Source organism: Polaromonas sp. P3_C2 (assembly GCF_056402675.1).
Genome location: NZ_JBFUGX010000368.1, coordinates 1 through 4193, shown reverse-complemented (window position 1 = coordinate 4193; position 4193 = coordinate 1). Strand labels below are relative to the sequence as shown.

Below are 4193 nucleotides of genomic sequence, written 5' to 3'. Positions count from 1 at the left end.
GTGCGCAGGTGCGCAATGTGGGCAGCATCACGGCCCGTCTGGGCAGCGTGATGCTGGGCGCGGGCAAGAATATCACGCTGGACTTCAACGGTGACGGCCTGATCAATATGCAGGTGAGTGACCCTTCGCTGGGCGCCAGTGTGGTAAACCAGGGGCTGCTCAAGGCCAACGGTGGCCTGGTCGTCATGTCGGCCCGCTCCGGCGACGCGCTGATGTCCAATGTGGTCAACAACGAAGGCGTGATCGAGGCGACCAGCCTGCAGCGCCGAAACGGCACGGTCCTGCTTGACGGCGGGGAGGCCGGTGTTGTCGCCGTAAGCGGCCGTGTCGACGTCTCCGGCCGCGATGCCGGCGAAACCGGCGGCAGCTTCAAGGCTTTGGGCCAGTACGTCGGTGTGTTCGACGGTGCCCGAATCGATGCTTCCGGCGATGCCGGTGGCGGCACGGTACTGGTCGGCGGCAACTACCAGGGCAGTGGTACCGAGCGCCAGGCCGTCGGAACTTATATGGGGGAGGATGCCCGCATTCATGCCGATGCGCTCAGCAGCGGCGGCGGCGGAAAAGTCATCCTGTGGTCCACCGACAGCACGCAATTTCACGGCGGCATCACGGTGCTGGGTGGCGGGCAGACAGGCAGCGGGGGCCTGGTCGAGACCTCGGGCCATCACCTGGATGCAACGGGTTCGGTGGATATCAGCGCGGCCTCCGGCAAGGGAGGCACCTGGCTGATCGACCCCTACAACATCAACATTACGAGCACGGCAAGCGTCGGCGCGACTGGGAGCTCTCCTTTCACCTCCAGCGGCGCAGCCAGTTCCAACCTGAGTTCGGCCGTGCTCAACGCCTCGCTGTCCGAAGGCGCCAACGTGATCGTCCAAACCTCTGCGGTCGGCGGAACCTCGGGCGACATCAACGTGCTGGACAACGTCAAGGGTGTGGGAAATGCCTCTCTGACCCTGCAGGCGCACCGCAACATCATCATCGGCAGCGGCCGCACCATTTCCAACGGCACCGGCAAAAGCCTCAACGTCTCGCTGGTCTCCAATTACGGTGACACCGGCAACGGCTCTGTGGCCTTGACGGGTAGCACCATTACCACCAACGGCGGGGCCATCACCATCAGCGGCGGCAGCAACCCGCTGACCGGCTACGCCAGCACCAACCAGAGCAGCGCCTCGGGCGTGGCGATCACCAGCGGCGCTTCGCTGAGCACCAGCGGCGGCAACATCACGATACGCGGCGCCTCCACCTCGACAAGCTCCAGCAGCAGCGCGGTGAATATATCCGGCTCCACRCTCAATRCCGGCGGCGGCAACATCTCCATCCTGGCCAACGTCGCCAGTGCCACCGGGACCGGCGACGCCTTTGTGCTTACGGGAGGCAGTAACGTACAGACCAGCGGCGCTGGCTCCATCACGGTGGACAGCACCAACCTGGGCAGCGGCAACGGCACGCGTATTTTCAGCACCAACAACACCATGGCTGCAAGCGGTTCCGGCAATTTGACGATCAGCGGCAACGCAACCTCCGGTTTTGGCGTGCTGATCTGCTCGACGGCCAGCACCTCTACCCAAAAACTCAGCGTCGGCAGTGGCAATCTGACTATCCAGGCCAATGACAACGGCTTTGCCGGTGCCGGCCGCGGCGTCTACCTGGCGGCTTCCGGCAATGGCGCCGTAGTACTCAATGCAACGACCAGCGGTGCCATCACGCTGCGTGGTAGCAGCACCGGCAGTTACGGCACGGTGCTCAACTCGACGGGTTCCGGATCTTCCATCAGCATCTTTTCGGACGGCAACATCACGGTGACCGGCAACACTTCGGGCGGCACGACGCCGGCGCTGGGTTTGCTAAGCTCCGGCGTCGGTACGAGCGCGGCCACCGCCTCGCAGATCAACATCAACAGCACAGCCGGCGCACTCAAGCTGCTGGCCAACAACAGTGTGGTCAATCCCACTACCGGCTCATTCAAGGCCGTGTCGCTGGACGCCAGCGGCGCCTACGCCAGCATCAATCTGGGCACGCAGTCGGGCGCGCTGACGCTCGACGGCACCAGCTATTCGGGGCGTGGCGTTGACATCGCGCCGTCCGGTGCCAATGCGGCCATCAACATTACCACCGGCAGCGGCGCTATTGCCGTCAACGGCAACAGCACGAGCAGTTTCGGCGGCTACGGTATCTTCCTGAACTCCACCGGGAACGCGAACGGCGTCAACGTCACTACCGTGAGCGGTGACATCACCTTCAGGGGCGATTCCATAGGTACCTCGGACGCTATCTCCCTGGGCGGTAGCGCATCCAGCACCAACTCGGTCAACAACATCTCTTCGCAAGGCGGCAACATCACGCTGGTCGGCAACTTCCATTCGCCGAACGCCGGGGAGCTCGACCACGGTATCGCCATCCAGAACGTCGCCAATCGCATCCAGACCACCGGTTCGGGCAACGTGACGCTGGTCGGCAGCGCAGCCGACCAGGGCAATGGCGTCAGCATCTATGGTGGCGGAAAGGCCCTGGTCAGTGTCGAGAACGGCGCGCTCGCGATCACCGGGAGCAGTGTTTATGGCGACGGGGTGGGCGTGCTGACTGGTAACAATGTCATACGCGCCACTGGAGGCGGTTCAGTGAGTGTGGCTGGCAGCTCCACCTATGGCAGCGGCGTCACCATTTACCCGTCGACGGCGACCAGTTCCGCCGCCATTTCCACGGTGTCGGGCAAGCTCTCGATCACGGGCAGCAACAGCGCGGCGTCTGCGGCGCCGGCAGTCCTCCTGCGCACTGCGGCCTCGGGAGCTGCCAACGGCGTCAGTATCACGTCGGGCAGCGGTGACATCGACATCAAGGCTGCGACAGCCGGCTCCGGCGAGGGGCTGTCCATCGTTGGCAGCAGCGCCAATGCCTTCAATACCATCAGCACGGGTGGTAATGGAAATCTGCTCGTATCGGGCTCCGGTGGCAGCTACGGGGTGCGCATAGACGGCGGCACCAACAAGCTGCAGGTGGAGAACGGCGTTCTGCTCATCAGCGCCAGTGCGCCGAGTGGGCAGCCCTTCAGCCAGTCTTCGGACGCTACGACAATTGCCGCCACCGGTTCCGGGGTTGTGCTGCGCAATCTCGGCGGCAAGATGGTCAGCAGCCTGACCAGCGCGGATTCGGCCGCGGCGACCGCTGCGCTGCAATCGGAAATGACTGGCAGCGACTGGATGGCGCCCCTTGCCGGCGACACTGCATCCCCGACCTCCAACGGCGGAACGGACAGGCTCACCATTTCCGTGGTGTCGTCCAATGCCAATCTCAATGCATCCGCTGCAGGCAAAGAAGATGCAACGCCTTGAGTCCGCGTCCCTCGCGGCGTTCACTGGCTCCATTCCACGCCGCGCCGGTCGGCTGTTGCTGGTTCCTTTGTTGCTGGTATCGCTGTCCGCTTTGGCTGTCGCTGCCGACAAGAAAGCCGGGCAAGCCGAGCACGACAACTTCCATTTTCTCGGCGAGATGAACAAGGCCTCAACCGTGATGGTGGTCGAGACAAAAATCGTCCCGCCAGAGCTCGGCAGAAAGATTGCGCGGGCGGTCGACCAAGTGATCAGGGACGGCAACCAGCCGGGCGCGAAACGCCCTGGGGATTACCTGCAATACGAGCCGCTGATCCTGGCGTTGGCCGGCCCCGATGGTTCGCGCATGCATTCCGGCCGCAGCCGCCAGGACATTCTGTCCACCACGCGGCGCCTGATGCAGCGGGAGCGCGCGCTGGCTCTGATGGACGCGATGATCCAATCGAAGGCGCAGCTGCTGGCCGTGGCGGAGAAGAACCTGGACACCATCGTTCCGGCCTATACCAATGGCGTGCAGGCCCAGCCCACCACTTACGCGCACTACCTGCTGGCCTTTGCCTCGGTCTTCGGGCGCGACAGCGCGCGCCTGAAAGAAGCCTATGCGCGCCTCAATATGAGCCCGCTGGGCGCGGGTGCGCTCGGTACCTCGAGCTTTCCGGTGAATCGCCAACGCCTGGCGGAGCTGCTGGGTTTTGACGGTGCGGTGGAAAATTCCTACGACGCGGCTCAGCTCGGCGCGCTCGACCAGGGCGTGGAATTGGTGGGCCTGTGCAGCAACGCGGCGCTGATGATAGGCGTGCTGGTACAGGACATGCACACCCAGTACCACCAGACCGCTCCCTGGATCACCATCCAGGAAGG

General features: G+C 64.0%; 2 protein-coding genes. Both read left to right on the top strand.

The genetic code is table 11. The features are described from left to right. A partial coding sequence (locus AC1DWI_RS15185) for a beta strand repeat-containing protein (RefSeq protein ID WP_477725130.1) occupies positions 1–3335 on the top strand: 3335 nt, incomplete at its 5' end. Beyond that, a partial coding sequence (locus tag AC1DWI_RS15180) for a lyase family protein (RefSeq protein ID WP_477725129.1) occupies positions 3322–4193 on the top strand: 872 nt, incomplete at its 3' end. The genes AC1DWI_RS15185 and AC1DWI_RS15180, both read left to right, overlap by 14 nt.